Raw genomic sequence first — 24,351 nt, 5'->3', positions numbered from 1 at the left:
TTTCGTTAGAAAACCAAGCGTTATTCACTCAAAATCCACCTCTTTACCCCCATTCACCCGACCTCGCCCCCCTTCGTCCCCGTTGACCGGAATCCCACCGGCGGCATGTCGTACCTTTACAACGTAATCAAAAAAACACCAGACATTATGCCGATCAAGTACCGATTAGTCTTACGAAAAGACATGACCAAGGGAGCCGCCGCCGACTCCAAGTTGTATTACGCCGTGAACAAGTCCACCGGCACCTGCGATTTCGAGGAGCTGTGCGACCAGATCGCCGACCGCAGCACCGCCTCCCGGGGCGACGTGCACGTCGTGGTAGACGGCCTCCTCTACATCCTCAAGCAACGCCTCCAGAAAGGGGAGACCGTCCAGCTAGGCGATCTCGGCCACTTCCAAGCCGTGATCGGCAGCAAGGGTACCAAGCTGGAGTCCGACTTCAACGCCTCCCTTATCAAACGTCCTCGGATCGTCTTCCGTCCGAGCGTGACGCTAAAGAGCGTCACCGGCCTCGCCAAGTTCGAGAAGATCGTGCCCGACGCACCCGCCCCGGGAGGAAGCGACAGCGAATCCCCCGACGAAATCTAAATCAGGGCTCCCCTAGGTGCGACACGATGCACTCCCGCTGACGGGGCGATAAGATCCGTTGGCGGGGATGCCATCCGCACTCCTCCAGCCGCTCCATCAACTTTCCGCTGACACGTATCCACCGGGACAGCTTATCCGAGGCTTTCTTCTTCGACAATAAGGGAAAATAACTCATCGCTATATCACAAAAATAATAGGCGCCGACACCGGTCTCCCGCTTTTCCATACTGATGCTGTTTATTTATTAACTTATTCAAAGATAGTAATTTAAGATTAATTTTCCAAGAAAAATCAAATCATAATTCATCGTATATATCATGAAACAAGCCTATATCTCCACCCACCTTGCCGACGCCCAGTCCGCCGGCGACCGCTTCCACCTAAACCCCATCATCCTCCTTGCCCAAGCCGCCCTAGAAAGCGGCTGGGGCACCTCCCGCCTAGCCCGGGAGGCCAACAACCATTTCGGCATCACTGGCTACGGGGCGAGCAACGCCTTCTGGCACGGGGGCCGCGTCACCGCCCGATACAAGCGGGGCGAGTTGCTGTTCCGCCGCTACGACTCGGCACGCAACTCCTACCTCGACTTCGCCCGCCTCCTCGTCTGCTCCTACCCGCAGGCCGCCGCCATGAGCCGTTTCCCCGCCGACTACGCCAAGGCCATCGCCTACAGCCCCTACATCAGCGAGCTGAACGGCGACAACCGGGAGCGCTACCGGGAGACGCTGGTACAGCTCTGCCACGAGATCGAACCGATTTACTCATCCCTAAAAAACAACAATTGATATGAATAAGATACGACAAATACTTGCCTTCGTCCGCAGCCTGCTGGATTTCTTGCTAAACCTAGGATCTCACACGCCCCAAAAACAACCGCCCCATGACACGACCGACACTCCCACGGAGCCCACGCCCCCCTTTCCCCCACTTCCGCCTGCTCGCCTTGGCCAGCCTCTTCCTGCTGGCGGCACTCTCCCTCCTGCTGGACATGCGGGAGGCGGCGCTGGCGGCTATCGGGGCGATACTCTCGCTCTCGTCCACCCCTCGCCCGGCCCCTTGAACCTGCTGGGCTGGGGGCTGATACTCTCGGCGGCGCTGAGCTCGCTGGGAAAGATATGGCCCCCTTAGGTGAGAAAAAAACGGCAGAATCAAACTCTTATTGAAAATTATAAGTACTTTTGTAAAAAAAGCGAATGCACTTGTTGATCTACATAGATATCGCCCTATTCATTTTCATCGTCTTTTTCATAGGCTATGACCTATTTTTTACGTTGGCGTCCTTTTTTCGGAGGAGGCACCGGAAGCGCCGGAGCATACGGCTCCAGAAGTTCGCCGTCATCTTCGCCGCCTATAAGGAAGACCAAGTCATACAGGAATCCGTGGAGCGCATCCTCCTGCAAGACTATCCGGCGGACAAATACCGGGTGATCGTGGTATCGGACCATATGCGGGAGGAAACGAACCAAGCGCTCGCCAAGCTCCCGATCGAGCTCCTCACGCCGGATTTCAAGCATAGCATGAAACATAAGTCCATCACCTACGCCTTGGAATACCTGAAAGAGGGAATCGATAAAGTCGTCATCCTCGACGCCGACAACCTCACGGATACGGATTTCCTGACCCGGGTCAACGATATCACGCAAGACAACATCGCCCTGCAAGCGCACCGTACCCTCAAGAACGACAATACGCCGATAGCGGTATGGGACGGTATCTCCGAGGAGATCAACAACACCATCTTCCGCAAGGGGCGGGTCAATGTCGGGATCTCCTCCTCCTTGATAGGCTCCGGCATGGTATTCGACTTCGGATGGCTGAAATCCCACATGCCCCAATGCGGCACTTTCGCCGAGGACAAGGAGCTGGAGATCTATCTCGCCACGGAAAATATCTTTGTCGATTACGCCGAGGACATCCTCGTGTACGACGAGAAGACCTCACGCCAAGAGGTCATGGCACGGCAAAGATCCCGCTGGTTCCACGCCCAACTGCTGGCATTCTCTTTGATCATACGGCATCTCGACCTCCGTACCCTCAACTGGAATTATATGGACAAGGCGGTCCAATGGTTCCCGCTCCCGAGAATATTAAAACTGATCATCCCGTCTCTCCTCGCCTTGGCATGGAGCCTCACAACTTTCCCGCTTGCCCTGAAATGGTATGGACTGATATTAATCAGCATCTTGACATATACGCTGGCCATTCCCCGCAAGATGCATACACGGAAACTTTACAGGAATCTGTCGAAGCTTCCCTTCCTTTTTTTCATCTTGACAAAAGGATATATAGCCTCATTCATCCGGATAAAAAACAAGGATACGAGCTTTCAGAGCACTCCACATGACATAACGATAAAAAAAGAAGAAAGCCATGATTAAAAAAGTCTCCATTATCACTATCAATTATAACGGGTTGAAAGATACCGTCGAGATGATAGAATCCTTGGCTATCCATGAGACTTATCCTCATGAGATCATTGTCGTAGACAACGCTTCTACCGACCCTCTGGAACATAAGCTTCTCCAATCCAAGTTCCCAGACATACAGGTTATACGGAGTGAGAAAAACCTTGGATTCGCCGGTGGTAATAACTTGGGAATATCATATGCCACAGGCTATTATTTATTACTTCTTAACAATGATACAATCATTACCCAACCATTCCTAAAAGCATTAGTAAATAGACTTGACAGCAATCCTCGAATAGGATGCGTCTCTCCTAAAATAGCTTGTTGGCCCGAAAAAGAACGTTTACAATACGCAGGTTCCACACCAATGAGCCACATAACGCTCCGGAACACCTCCATTGGCTATGATCAGTTAGACCAAGGACAGTTCGAAGAAGCGCATGAAACCTCATTCGCCCATGGAGCTGCCATGGCAGTCAAGGCGATTGACATACAAAAATTCGGGAAAATGCCAGAATTCTACTTCCTTTATTATGAAGAGTTAGATTGGTGTACTCAAATTCAAAAGACTGGATCCTCTATTTGGTTTGAGCCCAAAGCTATAATCTATCATAAGGAAAGCGCTAGTGTGGGTATTGAGAGTCCTTTGCGTATATATTATCACACCCGAAATCGTCTCATATTTGCCCAGCGCATTTTATCAAAAAAAAGAATTCGTATATGTTCATATATATATCAAACGACATTTGCTCTTTGCAAAAAGATTCTAATATTTACGATTCAAGCAAAATTCCATCTTATTCCATTTTTGTTTAAAGGAATAAAAGATGGTATTTATTTCATAAACAATAACTCAAAATAACAAAGTTATGTATAAAGTTTCTTTAGCAATACCTATTTATAACGTGTCTCTATTCGTAGAAAGAGCGTTACTATCCGTATTAAACCAAACATATGATAATATAGAATATTTAATAGTAGACGATAAAGGGCAAGATGATTCCATGGACATTGTCCATAGAATTATTAAAGATCATCCAAGAGGAAAGGATGTCCGTATCATCGAGCATCCGTATAATATTGGCCTTGGGGCTACAAGAAATACTGCCATCGATAATGCGCAAGGCGAGTATCTGTTTTTTATGGATAGTGACGATGAGATCATCCCTACATGCATAGAAATTCTCGTACATAAAATGCAAGAACATCCTGTTGATTTCATCGCAGCATCACACATGAAGAAAGATCTCTCAGGAAAGACCTACCCTACTTATACGTATAGCCCGATTTTAATCCAAGGAGATGATTTACCAGTCGCACAATATCGATATGCACAAAACAATGATATATATGTAATGAGCTGGAACAAACTTTATAATTTAAACTTTTTAAAATCCCATAATATACAGTGTATACCTCATCAACTGGTAGAGGATTGCTGGTTCACATATCAAGTTATTATATCCGCAAAGTCTTGCCAATTAATATCTGATCAAACCTTGTATTATACTATAAATCCAGAATCCACAACCTCAAAGATCAAGACACAAGGGTATTCGATGAAATTAAGTATCAGCTACGCAGAAATAGAAAAAACAAAAAGAGCCTATATAGCCCACTTAAGAGCACACTCAATTTATCCCTGTTTGCTCTTCGATACCATGTTCATGGGCCTATATCATGCCTACAGAATATTATGCGTAGATAACAAAATGGAAAAACAAGAAAGGAAAAAACTCGCATGCTCTTTATTAACTCGAAATTTCCAACTACCTAACCGAATTATCTGTAGTACCTCTTACCTTCGTTTTCTTGCTATATACATTTTTTACAGTTTACCTATAACTATAAAAATCAATTTGGTGAATTTAGCCATCAAATTTAAAATCAAGGATATACTTCAAAAATGGTTTCACTTCAATTAAATAGATTTTATGGAAAAGAGCTGTCAAGTCATTGAGATCCTCTTCTGGATCGGGATCGGGATCGTTTTCTATACCTATCTGGGGTATGGGATCGTATTATACCTTATGGTAAAGATCAAGGAGCTGTTCGTTAAACCCCGGCTCCCCCGCCTTCCCGAGACACTACCGGAGGCCACGTTGCTGATAGCCGCCTACAACGAGGAGGCGATCGTGGCGAGCAAGATGGTGAATTGCAGACAACTGGATTATCCGGCGGATAAGCTGAGACTGGTCTGGATCACCGATGGAAGCAATGACAACACGAATGAGAGACTGAAAGAGTACCCGGAGGTCACCGTACTGTACCAACCGCAGCGACAAGGAAAGACCGCCGCCTTGAACCGGGCCCTCCCCTACGTGAATACCCCCTACGTCATCTTCACCGACGCCAACACGATGCTGAACAAGGGCGCCATCAAGGAGATCATACGCCAGTTCAGCGACCCACGGGTAGGCTGCGTGGCCGGAGAGAAACGGGTAGAGATACAAGCCGAGCAAGGAGCCACCGCCGGAGAAGGCATATACTGGAAATACGAGTCCGCCCTCAAGCGACTGGACTACCGCCTATACTCCGCCGTCGGAGCGGCAGGCGAGCTCTTCGCCATCCGTACCTCCCTCTTCGAGCAGATGCCCCCAGATACCCTGCTGGACGATTTCATCCTCTCCCTGCGCATAGCGATGAGAGGCTACAAGATCGCCTACAGCAAAGAGGCGTACGCCCTCGAGAGCGCCTCCCTGAACATGCGGGAGGAGGAGAAACGTAAAGTACGCATATCGGCCGGAGGATTGCAATCGGTATGGCGGCTACGGGGATTATTGAATATGTTCCGGTATGGGATACTGAGCTTCCAATACATCAGCCACCGGGTACTGCGCTGGACGCTGACGCCGGTCGTGCTCTTCGCCCTCCTGCCCCTCAACCTGCTCCTAGCCTGTACCGGGCATACCCTTTACACGGTCATCCTTGCCCTGCAACTAGCGTTTTACCTGATGGGATACTTGGGGTATAAAATGGAACAACGAAACCTCCGGAACAAGCTATTATTCATTCCTTATTACTTTTTATTCATGAATATCAATGTCATACGAGGGTATAGCTATCTCGCTAAGCATAAAGGCACAGGCGCTTGGGAAAAAGCCAAACGAGGCGCGGGATAAAAAAATAAAAAAATAGATGGATAAATAGTCGTTATATGTCGACTTTAATTAATACTTTTGCGCTATTGATACTATTTGAATATCAAGAAAACTAGAACACAATTTAGATACAATGGATAAATTGGCCTCAGAGTATAAAGTTCTTATCGTAGATGATGTCCCTACAAACGTCATGCTAGTACAAGCCATACTGAAGAAAGAGGGATATACGCTCTTGACTTGCGACAGCGGGACAAAAGCGCTACGCATAGCTAACGAGAAACACCCAAATCTGATATTACTCGATATCATGATGCCTGAGATGGACGGATATGAGGTCCTCCAGCATCTGAAAAGCAATCCCGAGACTACGGATATACCCGTGATTATCATGTCCGCCCTAAGCGATATGCAAAGCATCGTGAAAGGTTACCAATTGGGCGCCACCGAATACGTCACAAAGCCTTTCCAACGTGAGGAGCTGGTGAAGAGGGTGGCCCACCGCTACGAGCTTTACAGCATCAAGCGCATCAAGGCCGAGCTGGAGAACACGATCGAGTCTAGGGATACGCTATACTCCGTTATCGCCCATGACCTGCGTTCCCCGCTAGGCTCGTTGAAAATGATGAATAACGCCATTTTGATGATGGTGGACAAGGAGCGGGTAGGCGACGAGGTGTTCGAGATGATCCAGATGATGAACAAGACCTCCGAGGAGATCTTCCTCTTGCTGGACAACCTGCTGAAATGGGCCAAGAACCGCTTGAACAAGCAACACGTATATAAGCAACAGACCGACATAAACAGTATCATCGACAGTACCGCCGAGATGTATATCCCGATGGCGGCGCAAAAAGGCGTGAAGATTATCCTAGAAAATCTGGATAAAGAGCTGGTAGGCTTGGTTGATATCGATATGCTCAAGACGATTATCCGTAACCTGATCTCTAACGCCATGAAGTTTAGTTTCGAGGGGGGCACGATCACCTTATCCTCACGCTCCGAGGGGGATTTCGTAACCGTTAGCGTGAAAGATACCGGCAAGGGCATCAAGAAAGAGGATCAAGACAAGCTCTTGAAACAAGACTCGCATTTCACGACCTACGGGACGAAGAACGAGAAAGGCTCCGGCCTGGGACTGATGCTTTGCAAGGACTTCGTGGAGCTTCATGGAGGAAAGCTTTGGTTCGAGTCTGAGGGCGAGGGCAAAGGGACGACTTTCCAGTTCTCGATGAAGGCGCTGAACCAAGAGGGATAGCCGGTTATCATACCGCCTGTCCCTACCGATCGTAGACAAGTGTCGTACAAACAAACTAAATATTTCGTATATTTGCATCCCGGATTAATATCCGGGATTTTTTTGTGTGCCGAGGTGACATTAGGTACATTATTATTTATCGTATAAACATTATTATCGTATGTATACCGTAATTAAACGTATGGAGATCTCCGCTTCCCATAGCTTGAGATTGTCCTACCCCAGCAAATGTGAGAATCTACATGGTCACAATTGGATGATCACGGTTTATTGCCGCTCCAAGGAATTAAACGCCGATGGCATGGTAGTCGATTTCAGCCATATCAAGAGATCGGTGAAATCCCTGTTGGACCACCAGAACTTGAACGATATCTTGCCTTTCAACCCGACGGCGGAGAACATAGCCTTTTGGGTATACGAGCAGATCCCGTCTTGTTTCAAGGTAGAGGTAAAAGAGTCTGAGGGTAATACGGCGATCTATGAGGAAGATTAACGAGATATTCTACAGCTTGCAAGGCGAAGGGTTCCATACGGGGACTCCCGCCGTATTCGTCCGCTTCTCCGGTTGCAACCTGAGATGTGGCTTCTGCGACACCCGCCACGAGGAGGGCGTGATGATGACGGACGAGGAGATCGTGGAGAAGGTATCTTCCTTTCCCGCACGGATGGTAATCCTGACGGGAGGAGAACCTAGCCTGTGGATCGACAAGGCGCTTATATCCCGCTTACGTGAGGCGGGGAAACAGATCTGTATCGAGACCAACGGCACACGCCCCTTGCCCGACGGCATCGACTGGGTGACTTGCTCGCCCAAGGAGAACGCCCCGGTGGTATTGGAAAGAGTCGACGAGATAAAGGTGGTTTATACCGGGCAAGACCTGTCCGCATACGCCGAAATCCCCGCACGGTACCATTTCCTGCAACCCTGCTCCTGCCAAAATACGAAAGAGGTAGTGGATTACATCCTCCGGCATCCCCGGTGGAGACTAAGTCTGCAAACCCATAAACTGATCGATATCCAATAGATAGGATGAGACGGGGGCATGCCCCGTCTCTACTGCTATAGATAACGGACTTCTTTACCTCTCACGGCGTCATTCACCACTCCATCGCCATAGGCCAACTCGCCATTCACGAAAGTCTTCCATACGCCATGGTGGAACGTATAGCCCTCGAAAGGAGACCAGCCGCATTTGTACAAGATATTCTCCTTCGATACCGTCCAAGTCTGCTCCGGATCGATCAATACGATATCGGCGTAGTATCCGGGACGGATGTATCCCCTCCTATCGATACGAAACAGCTCCGCCGGCATATGCGCCATCTTCTCGACCACCTTCTCGTACGTGAAACGGCCTTCCATCGCCAGCTCCAACATCGTGATCAAGGAGTGCTGGATAAGCGGTCCTCCGGAAGCCGCCTTCAAGCAAGAGCCTTGCTTCTCCTCCGGTAGATGCGGGGCATGGTCGGTAGCCACGATATCGATCGTATTGTTATTGACCGCCTCACGCAGCGCCGCGCGATCCTCGATCGTCTTGATAGAAGGATTCCACTTGATACGATTACCGAATTGGGCGTAGTCGCCGTCATGAAACCACAGATGGTGCACGCAGACCTCGCCGGTTATCTTTTTCTCGCTCAAGGGAAGATGGTTACTGAGCAACGATAATTCCTTCTCCGTGGAGAGATGCAGGATATGCAAACGGGAATCCAAGCGGGTAGCCAGTTCAACCGCCTCGGCCGAGCATTGGTAGCAGGCCTCCTCGCTACGGATCTTGCTATGGAAAGAGATATCCAGATCCTCGCCATGCAGGTTCGTGTAATACTGGATATTACGCCGGATCACCTCCTCTTTCTCCGCATGGATGGCGATCAGCATACCGGCCTCGCCGAAGATACGCTCCAACGAGTCTTTCTTGTCCACCAGCATATTTCCCGTAGACGAGCCGAGGAAGAGTTTCAGTCCCGGCACACGGCTACGATCCAGCCTGCGGATCTCGTCCATATTATCGTTTGTCCCACCGAAGAAGAAGGAGTAATTCGCACGGGAGACCTCGGCGGCACGATTGAATTTCCATTCCAGATCGGCGATCGTCGTGGTCTGTGGCTTCGTGTTCGGCATGTCCATGAAGGTCGTCACGCCACCGGCCACGGCCGCACGGCTCTCGGTCCCGATATCCCCCTTATGGGTAAGCCCGGGGTCCCGGAAATGCACCTGATCATCGATGACGCCCGGTATCAACCATTTCCCCGTAGCGTCGATCATTTGGTTCGCCTCGGCACGCACGTTCCCGGGAACCTCCCCCTCGAACACCGCCGCGATCTTATCCCCCTCCACCAACACCGAGCCGATAAAAGAACGGCCCTCGTTGATGATTCTCGGATTTTGGATTAATATTTTATTCATCTTTCTTATCCTATTATAAATTGTCAAACTCTGTTTTCATTAGGCATGGCTCGCATGTTTCCTCGGATACTTCCTGAAGAAACTCCACCATTTCAATTGAAGGACGCCAAATAAAGCCTCCCCGAATATCGAAGAGTTCATCTTGGAGACACCCAAAGCACGGTTGATAAAGATGATCGGCACCTCCACGAGCTTGAAACCGCACTTATAAGCCGTAAACTTCATCTCCACCTGAAAGGCGTATCCCTTGAAATGGACACGGTCCAGATCGATCGTCTCCAGCACCTCACGGCGGTAACATTTAAAGCCCGCCGTCGTATCCTGTATCTTCATACCCGTGACGATACGGACATACACCGAGGCGAAATAAGACATCAACACACGGCCCAACGGCCAGTTCACCACATTCACCCCGTTGCAATACCTCGATCCGATGGCTACGTCGGCACCCTGCCCGGTACAAGCGGCGTATAGCTTCGGCAGGTCATTGGGATTATGACTGAAATCGGCGTCCATCTCGAAAATAAAATCATATTTATGCTCGATAGCCCATTTAAAACCCCGGATATAAGCGGTACCCAATCCCAGCTTCCCCTTACGCTCCACGATAAAAAGACGCTCCGGGAACTCCTTCTGCAAGCCCTTCACGATAGCCGCCGTCCCATCCGGAGAGCCATCATCGATCACCAAGATATGAAACACTTTCTCCAGCCCGAACACGGCACGAATGATATTCTCAATATTCTCCTTCTCGTTGTATGTAGGAATAATGACGATACTGTCTGACATATACTTTAATCAATTAATTTTTAGCTCATTACATATACGACTGTAAACCATTTGTAAATTACTCTCCAAAGTTACATATTTTTTCTGTGTAAATCTATCATCCAGTTAGCCCATTCGTCTGTTCCATGATAAGCAAATGTATTTTGGCTTTTCACCCAACTTCTCCGATTTCCCCCTAAATGCCTAATACTCAAATTAAGCTGCTTTATTCTTCCACTTTTATTCGATTATTCCAGCGTTTTTCCGTAAGTTTGTCTTCATTAATTTCTAACGCTTGTAAAATTAAGTACTATGAATATACAGCAACTCGAATATATCCTAGCGGTGGATACTTATCGTCATTTCGCAAAGGCTGCAGAGCATTGTAGGGTGACACAACCGACATTGAGTATGATGATCCAAAAGCTGGAAGACGAACTAGGTATTAAATTGTTCGATCGAAACCTGCAGCCCGTTCGCCCCACACCTGCCGGACGTAAGGTTATTGAGCAAGCGAGAAATGTCCTCTATCAGGCTTCTCTTATCAAAGATATCGTGAACGAGGAGGAACAGTCATTGAAAGGTACGTTCCGCTTAGCGGTGCTACCGACTATCGCCCCTTATTTGCTACCTCGCTTTTTCCAGCAATTATCGGAAAAGCATACGGATCTTGACATCCGTATGCTGGAAATGAAAACCGCTCCCACTATGGCCGCCCTGCAAAACGGGGAAATCGATGCCGCTATCATAGCGAACCAGCCCACAGAATCCTATTTACAAGGAGACATATTATATTATGAGCAATTCTTCGGATACGTGGCTCATAATGAATCTATCTTCAAAAAGGATTTGATCCGTACCGCCGATATCAACGACGAGCGGTTGTGGCTGCTGGACGAGGGACATTGCTTCCGTGACCAGCTGATGCGTTTCTGCCAGATGGAGAAGGTAAAGGTTCGCCAAGCCGCTTACCGTTTAGGTAGCCTAGAGACATTTATGCGTATGGTGGAAAGCGGTAACGGTATTACGTTCATCCCGGAATTGGCTACCCTGCAGTTAAGTAAAGAGCAGAAAGAATTGGTACGTCCGTTCGCCATTCCCAAGCCGACACGGGAGATCGTCTTTGTCACCCGTAAAGATTTTATCCGGCATACCGTAGCGGGTATTTTAATAGAGAGCATCAAGAAAGCGGTACCTAAAGAAATGTTGACTTTGCAGCCCGGACAAAAGGTTGTGTGATTTTTTTGATAAATCCCATAGGGTATTTCTTTCCTGGGCGATCATATAAGTACAAAGTGATTATTTACCATTAAAACAATACAAATATGAAAGCGCTCTGTAAACAAACTATGGGATTTATCCTGATGATACTGTTGGCTTGCGGTGTAACCTCTATAAAGGCACAGGATAGCGCAGACGATGAGTTTATCACTGTCAGCGGTGTAGTAAAAGACAAGCAAACACGAAAAAAACTGGAATACGTAAATATCTCTATTCCGGGAACCAACGTGGGAACGATCACCAATAATGACGGTGAGTTCTCTATCAAAGTGAAAAACGGCCTCCATGCCAGACAAGTAGAAGTATCGCATATCGGATATTTGAATGGCTTGATCCCCGTGAACGATAAGGACATATTAGAATGCACGGTACTACTCGAACCGAACATGAATACGCTTAGCGAAGTCATTATCCGGGCCGGAGATCCTCGATATATCGTAGAGGAGGCGATTGAGAAAGTAAATAAGAATTACATCGCCACAGGTAGCATGCTTACCGGGTTCTACCGGGAGACCGCACAAAAAGGCCGTCGTTACATCAATATCTCGGAAGCGGTTATCGATGTTTACAAAACTCCCTATAAGGACAGGAACGTGGAACGGGATCGGGTACAGATCTATAAAGGACGTAAATTATTGAGCGAGAAGGCTAGCGATACATTAGCCGTGAAATTATTGGGAGGCCCTAACCTATCCGTTTACGTGGATGTGGTGAAGAATCCGGATTTATTGCTCGACCCGAATATCTTACCTTATTACGCCTTCCGTATGGAAGAAAGCGTGATGTTAAACGACCGACCGCATTACGTAATCAGTTTCCAACCTCAAGCGATCTTGCCTTACGCTTTATATTACGGCAAATTATATATCGATAAGGAACGGCTTTCCTTCAGCCGTGCGGAATTCGCCCTCAGCATGGATGACCGGAATAAGGCTACCGAGGCCATCCTCCGCAAAAAGCCTTTTGGCTTGCGATTTAAACCCGTGGAGGTAGCTTTCCTCGTAACTTACAAAGAACGTGACGGCATGAGCTATCTGAGTTATATCCGCAATGAGGTTCGCTTTAAATGCGACTGGAAACGAAAACTCTTCTCTACCAACTACACGATCGTATCCGAGATGGTCGTTACCGATGGTAAAGAACAAAATAACTCCATCCCCTACCGGATGTCTTTTAAAGCGGATCAGTCTCTATCCGACAAGGTATCGGACTTCGCCGACGAGAACTTCTGGGGAGCTTACAACATTATCGAGCCTACCGAGTCTTTGGAGAATGCGGTATATAAATTAAAGAAGCAACATAAAAATTGACCGTGTAAATATACTATCGACAATGATATGGACAAATCATTATCTTTGTCCATTATCAATTATCTGTTGAAACCAAATTATTATGGATTTGTTCGTACTCAAAAAGATCAAGGAAGGGGATATTAAAGCATTCGAAAGTATTTTCAGGCTTTATTATACCCCTCTTTGCCTGTACGCAACCAGTATAACAGGAGAGCTGGAAGTCGCGGAGGAGATCGTCCAGGACTTGTTTTACGTGTTCTGGAAAGAAAGAGAATCTCTTCCGATCTTACGTTCCATCAAGAACTACCTTTATGGAGCTACCCGGAACCGGTCCTTACAATATCTGGAGCATCAGGAAGTACGATACCGATACCGGAATACGGTTTTAGCCGGAGAGAATCCGGAATCCGAATCGTATACCCCGCAAGATCAACTTGAGTACAAAGAATTGCAATCCTTGGTCAACCGGGCATTAGGTAAATTGCCCGAACGACGCCTCCGGATCTTTCGGATGCACCGTTTCGAAGGAATGAAATATGCGGAGATAGCCTCCAGCCTCTCATTGTCCATAAAGACAGTAGAAGCGGAAATGACCAAGGCACTACAAACACTAAGAAAAGAAATCGAGAATTATACCTAACAGTTATGAATCAAATAGAAAAAAATAAATTGAAGACAGACCAAGCATGGGAACAATTATATACTCGCTTGGAGCAAGACGGGCTGCTGGATAAGCCAATTTCCGGTACACAAATCCCATACCGGATCGGACTTATGAAATGGGCCGCCGCTATCATCATACTTTGTGTATCGGTAGCTACAGCTATTTTCCTTGGACAAGAACGGACACCGGAGACCACTCTGCTCACCCTGCATAATAACGAGGCTTCCACCACCTTGGTCACGACTTTGGAAGACGGGTCTATAGTTTATCTGGCGGATAACAGCCAGTTAAGCTATCCGGAACATTTCCAAAGAGAAAAAAGAGAGGTGTCTCTACTAGGAAACGCTCTTTTTGATGTAAGCGGGAATAAGGAACGTCCTTTCCTAATCGAGACAGAGCAGGCCCGGATCGAGGTATTGGGAACCTCATTCAATATCAAAAGCTCGGATAAAAGCACCTTTGAATTGGCCGTTCGCCGGGGATTAGTGAAAGTGACACTCAAGAAGAACGGAGAACAAACGCTTGTAAAGGCCGGTCAAACCGTATCCTTATTCTCCAACCGTTTACAAGTAGCTCCGACTCAAGATAACGAACAATTTTCCGATTACACCCGCCGTATCCAGTTTAAGGATGAGCGCTTAGGAGATATCTTGCATGTAATTAATCTGGAGTATCCGATGATGCCATTGAAGACAACGGCTGATTTAGAGAATAGACGGCTGACCGTTAGTTTCTATAATAACTCACCCGCAACGATGGCTGAACTGATCTGCGCGGCGTTAAAACTAAAATGTACGCAACAAAATAATATATGGATGATTTCCGAACCTTGAGACAGCTGATCGTAGGATGGTTGCTGTTACTCGTAGCTCTCATCCCTATGAATGCCCAGAATGGTAACGTACTGGGACAGGTCATACGATTGCCTAAATCAAAAGGAAATATCTACCAATTGCTGGGACTCGTCACGGAACGTTCCGGCTATCTTTTTATATACGACAGTAAGATTATCGATAATGAACAAACAACATCGATAAAAGGTGGAGATTATACGATACAAGAAGCTATATACGCTATTACCGGTAATAAAAATCTGGCGATCCGTACGATAGAGAACCATCTCTTGCTTTATCTGCCAGAGAGTCCCTCCGCTCCTAAAAGCGCATCCGTAACTCCCGATTCCATACAAACCTATTTCTCGATAGAAGGTTCTTTACAGGATCAATATACCCATGAGCCAATCGCGTTCGGATCGGTAGGAATCGGCGAGGCCGCTATCGGCACCATCACCAACCAGAATGGAGAGTTCCGATTGAAATTACCGGACTCACTCCGATTATCCAAGGTACGTTTCTCTCATATCGGCTATCTTCCCCAAGAGATAGATGGTCGGGAGTTAATAGATAAACATACCGTCTTATCCCTAGAGCCTAAAGTAATCTCCATCCAAGAAGTTATCGTGCGTCTAACCAATCCGAAACGCTTATTACAGGAGATGCTGGACGAGAGAAGAAGCAATTATTCCCAGCACCCGATTTACCTTACCACATTTTACAGAGAAGGCGTTGAACGTAAAAAAGGACTCGTAGGACTGACCGAGGCTGTTTTTAAGGTATATAAGGCATCTTACCACAGCAATGCCTTGGCCGATCAAGTGAAACTACTAAAGATGCGCCGCATCAGTAACGAGCAGGAAAAGGACACGTTGATCACAAAAATGAAGTCGGGTATCTACTCCTGCCTTGTCTTGGACTTGATGAAACAGTTACCGGAGTTTCTGGATCCTAGCCCAGATTCACCCTATACATACGCCCATACCGACATCACGGTAGTGGATGATCGACTTGCTAACGTCATCTCTTTCGAGCAACGAAAGAGTATCAATGAACCGCTTTATCGGGGACAGATATATATCGACATGGAAAATAATGCCTTATTAAGGGTGGACTTTGAGGTCAATCCCCAATATATCGAGCAAGCGGCCGGCATGTTCGTCGAGAGAAAAAGCCGGAATTTACGGATCACGCCCCAGAAAGTAGCCTATACGGTATCTTACAAGCAATGGAATGGCACCTACTACATTAACCATATCCGGGGAGATCTGCATTTTAAAATTAAAAAAAGAAGACAACTTTTTAACACAAATATTTTACATACTTGGTTCGAAATGGTTACCTGTAAGATAGATACAGCCAATGTGAACCGCTTCTCACGCATTGAATCCCTTCCAACTCGCACGGTTTTCTCGGATACTCACTTCAACTACGACGAGGGTTTCTGGGGAGATTTTAACGTAATATTACCCGAAGACAAACTGAATGAGGCTATTAGCAGAATCACCTCAAAGATAGAGGAAACGAACTACTAATCCCCTGAAAATCATAAAGAGAGCCTTTTCGCAAAGGCTCTCTTTATAGGTTTTTAATAGGTATTAGTCTTTAAGGCAAAAAGATTGTTTAGGTTATCTGCATGCAAAGATGGGCTAATTAATATAATTGAGCAAATAAAAAAAGATATTGTACAACACATTTTTTTAAGTTTATCGAAACTTCTTTGCAGCTTGTGTTACTTTTTAACAATTACAGACTCCAATAGATCATCTGATGGATGCTACCTCGATAGACTCCTTTCACGTCCGCCAACACGGCATGTTCATTCGTGATCGACATGAAGTAGGACTCATCCAGCTTCAAATAAGTCGTATGAGCGACAGCTACCACTACCGCATCATATTTCTTCCCGGGCCTCTCTACTAACCGGATACCGTACTCTTGCAATACTTCCAAAGGGGAAGCGAACGGATCCATCACATCGACCTCGGCTCCGAAGTCCTTAAACTCATTGATAATATCGGCTACTTTCGAGTTACGTATATCCGATACGTTTTCCTTAAAAGTCATACCCATCACCAACACATGCGCTCCTAGGATATTTTTCCCCTGCGAGATAATCTTTTTCACGACCTTCTTTCCGATATACCGTCCCATGGAATCGTTCACGTAGCGACCGGAGTTGATCATCTTCGTGTGATATTGCAATTCTTTGGCTTTATGCACCAGATAGTAAGGATCTACCCCTATACAATGCCCACCTACCAATCCGGGAGAGAAAGGCAGGAAATTCCATTTCGTTCCGGCGGCTTTCAATACATCAAACGTATTTACCCCCATTCGATCGAAAATAATGGAAAGCTCGTTCATAAGGGCTATATTCACGTCACGCTGGGTATTCTCGATAATCTTGGCGGCTTCGGCTACCTTGATACTAGGCGCACGGTGCAACCCCGCTTGAACGACCAGCTTATAGACTTCCGATATCGTTTCCAAAGCTTCGGCATCGCAGCCGGAAACGATCTTCACGGTATTTACCAAGGTATGTACCTTATCACCCGGATTGATTCGTTCCGGTGAGTATCCAACCTTAAAGTCCTCTCCTACTCTCAACCCTGAAACCTCCTCCAAGATCGGGATGCAATCCTCTTCCGTACATCCCGGATATACGGTAGATTCGTATACTACATAATCGCCTCGTTTAAGGACTTTGCCTACCGTGCGGGTCGCACCCAACAAAGGGGATAGATCCGGCTCGTTATGGCTGTCTATCGGGGTAGGAACAGCTATAACGTAAAAGGAAGCCTCCCGCAACTTTTCTATAGAAGAAGTAAATGTGATATCTTTATGTTCAAATACCTCAGTAGGAAGCTCACCACACGGATCAATACAGTTCCGAAGCTTGTCCAAGCGATCCTCGTTGATATCAAATCCGATAACGGAAACATGTTTAGCGAATTCCATCGCGATAGGAAGCCCGACATATCCTAGTCCGATTAGGGCAAGTTTCGTTTGTTTATCTAGTAACTTTGTATACATCTTATTATTTCATCATTCTACTTAAAAGTCCGGGTTCCAAGGAGTGTCCCAAACAGACGAGATTGTATGCAAATGTAGCAATCTTCAGTTTACCTAACGGTATAAAGGACGTTTTATTTCATAGAGAAGGTCCCTTATCTCGTTTCCAAAATAAGGGACCTTGTCTTCTAAGTATAAAATGTTTCTTTTACTGCAAACGGCGGATACCTATAGCCTTGTTATATTGGGCTAAAGAAGCCTTTTGCTGATACCAAGTCTGGATCAAGCTACTGTAAGACTGAATCCATGACAATTGGGCGGAGAGCACATCCAAGATCGGTAGTTTACCCTCGTTGTAGCTGAAGGTATTCAAATCAAGGTTCTCCTCGGCAATCTTACAAGCCTCTTCCGCGACGGTAATTTGTTTCGTATACTCGGTTAGGCTTGTCCATGCGTTCGCTACCTCTTGAGCGATCTTATCACGCGTATTGTCCAAGGCGTATTCCTTACTACGAAGGATAGCCTTCTGGGAATTTACCTCCTTGAAACGGGCTCCCCAACGGAACAAAGGTATCTTCAAGGAAGCGAAGACGGCCGGAGTCCACAACTGGTCCGAACCTTTCACGTTCAACATCGGCGTACCCCAAGTACCTTGAAAACCGATCGCCAAAGACGGGTTATATTTCGCCTTTGACAAATTGATCTGTCTCTTTTGATACTCTATGTTCAACTCGGAAATAGCGTAGTCCGGACGATTCCGAAGAGCTACATCCTCTCCTACTTGCAACGGCAAAGCCAGATAGGTCGTAATGGAATCTTCCACCTCGATCGGGTCTAACGGAGACACACCCATCAATGAGTTCAGGTTCTGTAACGCGATCTGATATTCCTTATAAGCCGAGCTTTTATTCAATTCCGCTTCTTTCAAGCGGGACTCCACTTGCAATAAATCGGTCTTGCTGATCTGGCCGTCATTGAAACGGATCGTCAACACGTTCGCCAACTCCCCGACAATGTCTACATACTGGCACATCACATCGTACATACCTTTACGTGCGGCGGCCGTCCAATAGTTCAAATCGGCGGAATAAACGATATTATCCGTTGTCAATTCTTCCGCTTGCTCGGTGATCTTGCCTTGTACCTGAGCTGCCTTATAGTTATTATAGATCTGTCCACCGGCATAGATGGGCTGGCTCACCGTAGCGCCTAGGCTATACGTATTATGGTCCATCTCTACGGACATGCCCGGTCCGAAATCCAAATCATATTTATTGATACGGTACTGATAACTGCCGGAGAAGTCCACCGAAGGGAAGAAACCGGTCTTAGCGGCCTTGATCGCATGCTGCATAGCGATACGCTCCTCAGAGCTTTGCTTGATCTGACGGCTGTATTCAAGGACCCGTTCCTTATATTCCACAGCCGATAGCCGGGTGTCTTGCGCTTTAGCGGACAAGGCACCCAACAATAAACAACCTATGATTATTTTATTTCTCATACCTTTTACTCTGATTTAATCTTAAAGAAAACACAATAAGTAACCGGAAGCACGAAGATCGTCAAGATCGTAGATACGAACAGACCACCCATGATGGTAGCCGCCATACCGGCGAACATAGCGTCACCCAACAACGGCAACATACCTAAGATCGTCGTACCGGAAGCCATCGTCACCGGAACGATACGGGTTTTTGTTGCCTCTATCACGGCATTCACCGGAGACAAGCCCGCATTCAATTGTAAACCGATCTCGTCCACCAGCACGATCGCATTCTTGATATTCATACCGATCAAGCCCAACAGACCCAGCATAGCAAAGAAGTCGAGGGACTTACCGAACACCAACAATCCCAATACCACACCAATGAAGATCAACGGCAGCATCGCCATGATCAATACCGGTTTCCGGTAATATTTCGGGAATAAGAATAACAAGGTGACATAAATCAAACCGAACATCAACGGGATATTAGCGGCGATCGCCTTATTACCTTTATCTTGCTCGGATTGCTCACCGAAATACGTCATCTTATATCCTTCCGGCACCTGAATCTTCTCCTGTATCTCTTTCCACAAATGACTGAAAGCAGCCATCGTATTGGCGCCACGCTTCGGCTCACACTGCATAAGCATACACGGCTCACGGTTGAATCGTCTCACTACGTTAAACTCATAATCCAGCGAGAAATCATCGATCACCTGCTCCACTTTTACCGAACGGCCTTTAGCACTATAAACCGGCAAAGTCTTTATATCATTCAGACTGATAGAATCCTTATCCGCATCTTTCAGTAAGATCGGCATAAACACATCGCCCTCACGATACTCGCCCAAAGGTACGCCATTCGTAGCCGAACGCAAGGAATAAGCCACCTGTTGACGGGTAATACCCAGACGCAAACCTTTCTCTTGGGAATATAGCGGCTTCCATACCGGAACCTTGTTACCCCAACTATTGCGAACCTCCATCACCTGATCATAATTCCGGGCGATCTCCTGCGCCCTTTGCGTCAAGGCAACCAACGTGTCTACGTTATCGCCGATAAAACCGATCTCGATCGCCGCATCCGGAACCGGAGACAAGGCGAACAAAGCCGAACGGGTCAATATATTCGGATAGTTAGCGACCATATAATCGTAGAACTTACCCTCTTCCGCTTGCGCATCCTCCGGATCTTGTGTCTCGATCAACACATTGGCGAAGTTTGGCTTCGGGCCGATAGAAGAACTGGCCAAGTAATAACGTACCGGCGAACCTCCCAAGGTAAACGAGTATGATTTGATATTCTCATTCTTGCTGAGATATTCCTCTTCTATCTTCTTCACGTTCGTCTCCACGTCGTAGATGCTATATCCTTCCGGGAAGATCAAGTCCGCACGGAAATAAGGCTTGCTCATGATCGGGAAGAAACTCTGCGGCATGATGCTCATCACGAACAAGGAAAGGAATAACGTAGCTACCACGGTAGAGATCGTTACATATCTACGCTTGATCAAACGGCCCAATACCGACTCAAATTTATGGTACAGCTTCGTATCGTACGGGTCTTTGTTCTCACCCGGTTTCGCCTCTTTCAAGATAAAATTACCGAAGGTAGTCGTTTGCGTCAAGGCCAAGACCCAGCTTAATCCCAAGGATACCGCCAATACGATAAACAACGGTTTCACAATCTCGGCCACGGATGCCGGTGCCAAGTACATCGGCAAGAAAGAACATACGGCGATAAAGGTAGCGCCCAACAACGCCCACTGCGGTTTCGTCGCGCCATCGATCAACGCCTGATAACGGGAAAGTCCCCGCTTGATACCGACTTGGGCATTATCCGTCACCACGATAGCGTTATCCACCAACATACCCATAGCGATAATAAAGGCCGCCAACGAGGTTCGGTTCAAGCCGACACCCCAGATCAACATGATCAATAAGGTACCACCTACCGAGAACAACAACGAACTACCGACCAACATACCGGCACGGGACCCCATCACGATAAAGATAATCACGATAACGATCAACAACGACTCGATCAAGTTCAAGATAAAACCGTTGTTCGCCTCATCCGCGATCTTGTTCTCCGGATAGATCGTTTTCAGGTCCATACCCACCGGGAACAGCTGCTCCATCTCCGCTAAATGATCCGCCACGGCGTTACCCACGGCAACCACATCGTCTTTCGAACCGGTAGCGACACCGATACCGATGGCACGCTTACCGTCCACACGCATCAGGTTCGAGGGAGGGTCCATATAACCACGCTCTACCGTAGCGATATCTCCCAAACGAACCTCACCGCCACTTTTCGTCACGATCAATTGGTCCCGGATATCTTGTATATCCTTATACGTACCTTCCGCACGCAAACGCAATTGATAATTACCGGTATTGATATCTCCCGTATTCACCAACAAGTTCTGCGTTTGCATCACCTGCTGGATAGCGTTCGGGTCGATACCTAGGTTAGCCAGTTTCGGGATAGAGATCTTTACGTTGACAACTTGTGTCTGTTCACCGAATAGGTAGACCTTCTGTACACCCGGTACAGGAGATAGCTCCGTCTTGATCTTTTGCGCCCAATTACGCAGGTCGTCGTAAGTATATCCCTCATCGGCCGTCAAGGCATAATAAATTCCGAATACGTCACCGAAGTCATCACTAACGGATATCGAGGAGGCGCCAGACGGAAGGCGGGGCTGTATATTCGCCACCTTACGACGCAACTCGTCCCACTTGACCGGCATATAATCCGGAGACAAGGTAGGCTGCAACTCAATAGAAATCTTGGACATACCGAAATAAGACTCAGATTTGATCTGGAACACATCCGACATAGCCTGAATCTCCCGTTCGATCGGCTCAGTCACCAGCTTCTCCACCTCCTGAGGTGTCGCTCCCGGATATTGGGTAACCAAAACCGCTTGCTTGATTACGAAGGGAGAATCTTCCTTCTTCGGCAATTTAAAGAAAGAATATATACCACCTATCAGCATGACCGCTAGGAAAAAGTATATAATCTTCTGATTCTCTAAGGAATATTTTGGAATATTCATTGTTTATCTCTTAATCTGTTAATACTTTTACCTGTTGTCCATCCACCAAACGAGTGGCTCCGGCTGAGACAACCTGTTCGCCGGGTCGCAAGCCATCCGTTACGATCACGCCATCCTTGCCGATCAGCATAGACTCGGTAATCTTGCGACGCTCAACCTTTTGAGACTGCCCATTATAAACAAACACATACTTATCGCTATTGGCATCGTCAGCCACGACAGCGGCTAGCGGAACCAATACGGCGCCTTGCGTGAAACTCTCGCTATCCACGTTCAAGATCACACGGCAAGAGAAACCTACGGCTACCTTATATTTCTCTAAATTAAAGTTCGGATCGTCGATATACAGATATACGGGAACGCCGGAGCCATCGGGAGAGGCTTCCACGTATTCTTTCACCTTCGCCTTGAAGCGAACGCCCTTGTAATTATCGAATTCCACATAAACAGAATAAGGAGAAGAGAAGTAATTGATATTACTCTCCGGCATCGTAAACACGACCTGTAACTTATTCGGGTTGATCAAGCAAACGATTCCTTGTCCGGCCTGTACCTTCTGGTAATTCTCCACATATTTCTTCTGGATAAATCCATCGAACGGCGCACGAAGCTTTGTCTGGTTCAATGTATTTTGCGCATACTCGAAAGCCGCCTTGGCATTTGAGTAAGAGGCTTCCGTAGACTCATACTCTTGCTTGGAGATAGCTTGTTTGGACAATAACTTCTTCGCACGTTGCAATTGCGCCTCAGCGGTCTGGAAAGACGCTTTCTTCGCCTCATATTCCCATTTAAAGTCCAGCGGATCGATCTCGGCCACGATCTGTCCCGTACGGACCTTCTGGCCTTCGTCCACGTTTAATGAGATCAGCGGGCCGGACATCTTAAACGCCAAATCACTGAATTGATCGGGCGATACCACTCCACTGAATGATTTCTCAACCATGTTCAGAGAAGTAACGTCCGCCAATTTAACTGGACGAGGACCTTGCTCCTTAACGGGTGGTTGACTACAGGAAACCAATGCTGCCAAAACAAACACAGGGATTAATTTTCCTTTCATGATAACTTGCATTTTGTTATTTAATTATGATTTCTTTTTCTTCACAGTAAATATAAAACATTCTCGCCTAGAGATTGTTGAGCATAACGTGCCTTAAAAAGACCAACTACCATCATTCACGTATGCTTCCATCGGATTTTCTATCGAATCAGGCAAAGAAGGGAAAAAATCAATTCCGGTAACCTTCTCAACGCTATCGATAGGGATCATCATCGATTTCAACGGAGTCTTTCCATAGTCTTTATTATCAAACAGAAAACCTACCCCTTCTGGTTTACCGTTCGTTATCGTACAGATTACCTTATAAAAGGTCTTCGGGATTCCCACCCGATTCTTGCCTAACCGTTTCAGGTCGTCCGTGATCACCGGGCCGGTCACGATCAACAAAGAGCCATTCTCTTTCGCCCACAAACGAGCCTGCTCTTCCAGATCTTTCCAGATACCCCGGTTCAAGCCGGGCTTTTGCGGACAGATATTACTTAGGTAGAACGATTCCCGCATGGCCTTGGCGGACCATTTCATATCGCCGGCAGGCGCCATATGTCCTCGGTCATAGCCGGAACGGGTATAGTCCTCGTTCGTGGCGCTAGCCCCTTTCACCATGGGGTCCGAGACGAACTTATTAGACCGCTCGTTCTTCTTACTTGTCGCCTCTTTCGAGGTCAGTTCATAGGCTACCCAATTGGCGATCTTATAATCGGAATTATAAGAAACCGTATAGCCCTCATGCTTTATAACCTGCTCTTTTTGTTTATTCTTTAGTCTCGGTATCTCAGCTCCCTCTTGAAAAGTATAAGCGGAGGTCTCTTTCTTTGGGTTCGTCGTTTGCTTGTTTTTCGTCGCTTGCGCGGCTTTCTTACCCGATGTTCCGGAACCGCCCTTGTCCGAGATATTCGGACGGACTATTGTCTCCGCCCGATCCTGTTTCTTCTCTACAGGCCGTGTCTTGGATACCGGATAAAACCAGTTATATATGAATAATACGCCGATAAAACAAACAACTACCGCAAAAGCGCCAAGAAGCATCTTCTTTACAGAAGACATGAATGATGATGCCCGCTTCTTCTTGCTTTTCCGGGGTTGAGGCTTACCTTTCTTTTTTGCCATACCTAAAACTTCCTATTC

General features: G+C 47.0%; 22 protein-coding genes. 14 read left to right on the top strand and 8 right to left on the bottom strand.

Annotated elements, in window-relative coordinates:
• Positions 1 to 147: 147 nt before the first annotated feature.
• Positions 148 to 588 (top strand): HU family DNA-binding protein, encoded by a 441-nt coding sequence (locus NBH07_RS01700; protein ID WP_057317329.1) that lies wholly within the window; start codon positions 148 to 150, stop codon positions 586 to 588.
• Between the two features lies 1 nt (position 589).
• Here the strand turns inward: NBH07_RS01700 and NBH07_RS01695 are convergent, their stop codons facing one another.
• Positions 590 to 814 carry a DUF4248 domain-containing protein gene (locus NBH07_RS01695; protein WP_005856539.1) on the bottom strand — a complete coding sequence of 75 codons (225 nt, stop codon included), beginning with the start codon at positions 812 to 814 and terminating at the stop codon, positions 590 to 592.
• A 91-nt stretch (positions 815 to 905) separates the two neighbouring features.
• Here NBH07_RS01695 and NBH07_RS01690 point away from each other — a divergent pair, with 91 nt between their 5' ends.
• From NBH07_RS01690 to NBH07_RS01655, 8 genes are all read left to right on the top strand, one after another.
• Positions 906 to 1,373 (top strand): glucosaminidase domain-containing protein, encoded by a 468-nt coding sequence (locus NBH07_RS01690; protein ID WP_009017926.1) that lies wholly within the window; start codon positions 906 to 908, stop codon positions 1,371 to 1,373.
• 408 nt (positions 1,374 to 1,781) lie between these two features.
• The gene (locus tag NBH07_RS01685; RefSeq protein ID WP_156682510.1) at positions 1,782 to 2,966 is read left to right on the top strand and encodes a glycosyltransferase family 2 protein; all 1,185 of its coding nucleotides are present in this window, start codon (positions 1,782 to 1,784) and stop codon (positions 2,964 to 2,966) included.
• Positions 2,959 to 3,858 carry a glycosyltransferase family 2 protein gene (locus NBH07_RS01680; protein ID WP_005868358.1) on the top strand — a complete coding sequence of 300 codons (900 nt, stop codon included), beginning with the start codon at positions 2,959 to 2,961 and terminating at the stop codon, positions 3,856 to 3,858. Before NBH07_RS01685 ends, NBH07_RS01680 begins: the two co-directional genes overlap by 8 nt.
• 7 nt (positions 3,859 to 3,865) lie before the next feature.
• Entirely contained in the window at positions 3,866 to 4,921 is a 1,056-nt protein-coding gene (locus NBH07_RS01675) for a glycosyltransferase family 2 protein (protein WP_005868357.1), read from the top strand.
• Between the two features lie 9 nt (positions 4,922 to 4,930).
• The gene (locus NBH07_RS01670) at positions 4,931 to 6,118 is read left to right on the top strand and encodes a glycosyltransferase family 2 protein (RefSeq protein ID WP_009017923.1); all 1,188 of its coding nucleotides are present in this window, start codon (positions 4,931 to 4,933) and stop codon (positions 6,116 to 6,118) included.
• Between the two features lie 112 nt (positions 6,119 to 6,230).
• Positions 6,231 to 7,355 (top strand): hybrid sensor histidine kinase/response regulator, encoded by a 1,125-nt coding sequence (locus tag NBH07_RS01665; RefSeq protein WP_009017922.1) that lies wholly within the window; start codon positions 6,231 to 6,233, stop codon positions 7,353 to 7,355.
• A 160-nt stretch (positions 7,356 to 7,515) separates the two neighbouring features.
• Positions 7,516 to 7,848 (top strand): 6-pyruvoyl trahydropterin synthase family protein, encoded by a 333-nt coding sequence (locus tag NBH07_RS01660; protein ID WP_005856525.1) that lies wholly within the window; start codon positions 7,516 to 7,518, stop codon positions 7,846 to 7,848.
• Entirely contained in the window at positions 7,835 to 8,380 is a 546-nt protein-coding gene (locus NBH07_RS01655) for a 7-carboxy-7-deazaguanine synthase QueE (RefSeq protein WP_009017921.1), read from the top strand. The genes NBH07_RS01660 and NBH07_RS01655 overlap by 14 nt, the downstream gene beginning before the upstream one ends.
• Before the next feature lie 35 nt (positions 8,381 to 8,415).
• Here NBH07_RS01655 and NBH07_RS01650 read toward each other — a convergent pair whose 3' ends face one another.
• Together NBH07_RS01650 and NBH07_RS01645 are read right to left on the bottom strand one after the other, a co-directional pair.
• Positions 8,416 to 9,762, bottom strand: coding sequence for a dihydroorotase (locus tag NBH07_RS01650; RefSeq protein ID WP_156682509.1), 1,347 nt, complete (start codon positions 9,760 to 9,762; stop codon positions 8,416 to 8,418).
• A gap of 39 nt (positions 9,763 to 9,801) precedes the next feature.
• Positions 9,802 to 10,551 carry a polyprenol monophosphomannose synthase gene (locus tag NBH07_RS01645; RefSeq protein WP_005856519.1) on the bottom strand — a complete coding sequence of 250 codons (750 nt, stop codon included), beginning with the start codon at positions 10,549 to 10,551 and terminating at the stop codon, positions 9,802 to 9,804.
• A gap of 291 nt (positions 10,552 to 10,842) precedes the next feature.
• Here NBH07_RS01645 and NBH07_RS01640 point away from each other — a divergent pair, with 291 nt between their 5' ends.
• From NBH07_RS01640 to NBH07_RS01620, 5 genes are all read left to right on the top strand, one after another.
• On the top strand, positions 10,843 to 11,769 hold the full coding sequence (locus NBH07_RS01640; RefSeq protein ID WP_005868349.1) for a hydrogen peroxide-inducible genes activator: 927 nt from the start codon (positions 10,843 to 10,845) through the stop codon (positions 11,767 to 11,769).
• A gap of 86 nt (positions 11,770 to 11,855) precedes the next feature.
• Positions 11,856 to 13,121, top strand: a complete 1,266-nt coding sequence (locus NBH07_RS01635; protein WP_005868347.1) for a carboxypeptidase-like regulatory domain-containing protein — start codon at positions 11,856 to 11,858, stop codon at positions 13,119 to 13,121.
• An 82-nt stretch (positions 13,122 to 13,203) separates the two neighbouring features.
• Positions 13,204 to 13,743 carry an RNA polymerase sigma-70 factor gene (locus NBH07_RS01630; protein ID WP_009017919.1) on the top strand — a complete coding sequence of 180 codons (540 nt, stop codon included), beginning with the start codon at positions 13,204 to 13,206 and terminating at the stop codon, positions 13,741 to 13,743.
• 5 nt (positions 13,744 to 13,748) lie between these two features.
• Entirely contained in the window at positions 13,749 to 14,600 is an 852-nt protein-coding gene (locus NBH07_RS01625; RefSeq protein WP_009017918.1) for a FecR family protein, read from the top strand.
• Positions 14,579 to 16,135 carry an STN and carboxypeptidase regulatory-like domain-containing protein gene (locus NBH07_RS01620; RefSeq protein WP_005856509.1) on the top strand — a complete coding sequence of 519 codons (1,557 nt, stop codon included), beginning with the start codon at positions 14,579 to 14,581 and terminating at the stop codon, positions 16,133 to 16,135. The genes NBH07_RS01625 and NBH07_RS01620 overlap by 22 nt, the downstream gene beginning before the upstream one ends.
• Positions 16,136 to 16,346: 211 nt before the next feature.
• On the opposite strand, the gene NBH07_RS01615 is transcribed toward NBH07_RS01620, so the two are convergent.
• The 5 genes from NBH07_RS01615 to NBH07_RS01595 all read right to left on the bottom strand — a co-directional run bounded on the left by NBH07_RS01615 (position 16,347) and on the right by NBH07_RS01595 (position 24,333).
• Positions 16,347 to 17,636, bottom strand: a complete 1,290-nt coding sequence (locus tag NBH07_RS01615; RefSeq protein WP_009017917.1) for a nucleotide sugar dehydrogenase — start codon at positions 17,634 to 17,636, stop codon at positions 16,347 to 16,349.
• Between the two features lie 187 nt (positions 17,637 to 17,823).
• Positions 17,824 to 19,116 carry a TolC family protein gene (locus NBH07_RS01610; protein ID WP_005856505.1) on the bottom strand — a complete coding sequence of 431 codons (1,293 nt, stop codon included), beginning with the start codon at positions 19,114 to 19,116 and terminating at the stop codon, positions 17,824 to 17,826.
• 5 nt (positions 19,117 to 19,121) lie between these two features.
• Complete coding sequence (locus NBH07_RS01605) at positions 19,122 to 22,166, bottom strand: efflux RND transporter permease subunit (RefSeq protein WP_008780506.1); 3,045 nt, start codon at positions 22,164 to 22,166, stop codon at positions 19,122 to 19,124.
• A 10-nt stretch (positions 22,167 to 22,176) separates the two neighbouring features.
• Positions 22,177 to 23,226, bottom strand: a complete 1,050-nt coding sequence (locus NBH07_RS01600) for an efflux RND transporter periplasmic adaptor subunit (protein ID WP_008778321.1) — start codon at positions 23,224 to 23,226, stop codon at positions 22,177 to 22,179.
• Positions 23,227 to 23,319: 93 nt separating this feature from the next.
• Complete coding sequence (locus NBH07_RS01595) at positions 23,320 to 24,333, bottom strand: DNA/RNA non-specific endonuclease (RefSeq protein WP_009017916.1); 1,014 nt, start codon at positions 24,331 to 24,333, stop codon at positions 23,320 to 23,322.
• Between the last annotated feature and the right edge of the window lie 18 nt (positions 24,334 to 24,351).

Origin of the sequence: Parabacteroides sp. B2-S-102 (assembly GCF_023656665.1) — a bacterium.
GTDB lineage: Bacteria > Bacteroidota > Bacteroidia > Bacteroidales > Tannerellaceae > Parabacteroides > Parabacteroides distasonis.
Note: the sequence above shows the minus strand (reverse complement) of the source record. Positions and strands in the feature narration are given on the sequence as shown.

What these genes read in the sequence shown, in the direction of transcription:
- NBH07_RS01690 (WP_009017926.1), top strand. Translation starts at nt 906, where the DNA reads ATGAAACAAGCCTATATCTCCACCCACCTTGCCGACGCCCAGTCCGCC.
- NBH07_RS01640 (WP_005868349.1), top strand. Translation starts at nt 10,843, where the DNA reads ATGAATATACAGCAACTCGAATATATCCTAGCGGTGGATACTTATCGT.
- NBH07_RS01610 (WP_005856505.1), bottom strand. Translation starts at nt 19,116, where the DNA reads ATGAGAAATAAAATAATCATAGGTTGTTTATTGTTGGGTGCCTTGTCC.
- NBH07_RS01625 (WP_009017918.1), top strand. Translation starts at nt 13,749, where the DNA reads ATGAATCAAATAGAAAAAAATAAATTGAAGACAGACCAAGCATGGGAA.
- NBH07_RS01660 (WP_005856525.1), top strand. Translation starts at nt 7,516, where the DNA reads ATGTATACCGTAATTAAACGTATGGAGATCTCCGCTTCCCATAGCTTG.
- NBH07_RS01600 (WP_008778321.1), bottom strand. Translation starts at nt 23,226, where the DNA reads ATGAAAGGAAAATTAATCCCTGTGTTTGTTTTGGCAGCATTGGTTTCC.
- NBH07_RS01645 (WP_005856519.1), bottom strand. Translation starts at nt 10,551, where the DNA reads ATGTCAGACAGTATCGTCATTATTCCTACATACAACGAGAAGGAGAAT.
- NBH07_RS01680 (WP_005868358.1), top strand. Translation starts at nt 2,959, where the DNA reads ATGATTAAAAAAGTCTCCATTATCACTATCAATTATAACGGGTTGAAA.
- NBH07_RS01675 (WP_005868357.1), top strand. Translation starts at nt 3,866, where the DNA reads ATGTATAAAGTTTCTTTAGCAATACCTATTTATAACGTGTCTCTATTC.
- NBH07_RS01700 (WP_057317329.1), top strand. Translation starts at nt 148, where the DNA reads ATGCCGATCAAGTACCGATTAGTCTTACGAAAAGACATGACCAAGGGA.
- NBH07_RS01685 (WP_156682510.1), top strand. Translation starts at nt 1,782, where the DNA reads ATGCACTTGTTGATCTACATAGATATCGCCCTATTCATTTTCATCGTC.
- NBH07_RS01650 (WP_156682509.1), bottom strand. Translation starts at nt 9,762, where the DNA reads ATGAATAAAATATTAATCCAAAATCCGAGAATCATCAACGAGGGCCGT.
- NBH07_RS01655 (WP_009017921.1), top strand. Translation starts at nt 7,835, where the DNA reads ATGAGGAAGATTAACGAGATATTCTACAGCTTGCAAGGCGAAGGGTTC.
- NBH07_RS01620 (WP_005856509.1), top strand. Translation starts at nt 14,579, where the DNA reads ATGGATGATTTCCGAACCTTGAGACAGCTGATCGTAGGATGGTTGCTG.
- NBH07_RS01615 (WP_009017917.1), bottom strand. Translation starts at nt 17,636, where the DNA reads ATGTATACAAAGTTACTAGATAAACAAACGAAACTTGCCCTAATCGGA.
- NBH07_RS01635 (WP_005868347.1), top strand. Translation starts at nt 11,856, where the DNA reads ATGAAAGCGCTCTGTAAACAAACTATGGGATTTATCCTGATGATACTG.
- NBH07_RS01665 (WP_009017922.1), top strand. Translation starts at nt 6,231, where the DNA reads ATGGATAAATTGGCCTCAGAGTATAAAGTTCTTATCGTAGATGATGTC.
- NBH07_RS01695 (WP_005856539.1), bottom strand. Translation starts at nt 814, where the DNA reads ATGGAAAAGCGGGAGACCGGTGTCGGCGCCTATTATTTTTGTGATATA.
- NBH07_RS01595 (WP_009017916.1), bottom strand. Translation starts at nt 24,333, where the DNA reads ATGGCAAAAAAGAAAGGTAAGCCTCAACCCCGGAAAAGCAAGAAGAAG.
- NBH07_RS01605 (WP_008780506.1), bottom strand. Translation starts at nt 22,166, where the DNA reads ATGAATATTCCAAAATATTCCTTAGAGAATCAGAAGATTATATACTTT.
- NBH07_RS01630 (WP_009017919.1), top strand. Translation starts at nt 13,204, where the DNA reads ATGGATTTGTTCGTACTCAAAAAGATCAAGGAAGGGGATATTAAAGCA.
- NBH07_RS01670 (WP_009017923.1), top strand. Translation starts at nt 4,931, where the DNA reads ATGGAAAAGAGCTGTCAAGTCATTGAGATCCTCTTCTGGATCGGGATC.